The following is a 654-nucleotide window of genomic DNA, read 5'->3' on the forward strand; positions in this document are numbered from 1 at the left end:
AATTTGCCTAATCGTATTGTTTTCAGGCGCGATTGGTCTATTCATCCCCATCTTATAAGGCATCTCAAATGATTAAACGTTATCTCATCTCCTTATTGCTGCTGGGTGCCGCAGGAACGGTCGCTTATACCTACTATCAATCTTATACAAGTAACCCTTGGACAAGGGATGGTCAGGTCAGTGCTTATATCGTATCTATAACGCCTCGTGTTACCGGACAAGTCATTCAAGTCCACGTTGATGACAACTCTCACGTATCAAAAGGTGACTTGCTCTTTGAAATTGACCCGAGTATTTATAAAGCCGCTTACCACAAAGCCCTAGCAACGCAAAAACAAGCGCTTGCACTATTGGCGAAAGCGAAAAATGAAGAGCAACGTGCTGTTAACCTGCAAAAGCGCACGCCCGGTGCTGTGCCGATTCTAACGCTCAACAATTTGAGCAATGCGGTTGAAACGTCTGCTGCCAATGTAGAGTTAGCGAAAGCAAATGTAGAAGAAGCCCAATTGAACCTAAAGTTTACCAAGGTTTATGCGCCAACAAATGGCTACATTACTAACTTGAATCTACGTGCAGGTTCTCAAGTTGTAGCCAACACGCCAGTAGTGGCATTGATTGATGAAGACAGCTTCTGGATTGAAGGCTATTTCAAAG

General features: G+C 43.9%; 1 protein-coding gene. It reads left to right on the forward strand.

What is annotated here, in order from left to right:
• Window positions 1-68 precede the first annotated feature (68 nt).
• On the forward strand, window positions 69-654 hold a 586-nt coding region (locus KIV40_RS33460), incomplete at its 3' end, for an HlyD family secretion protein (protein WP_285353718.1).

This window comes from Vibrio sp. D173a (assembly GCF_030248475.1).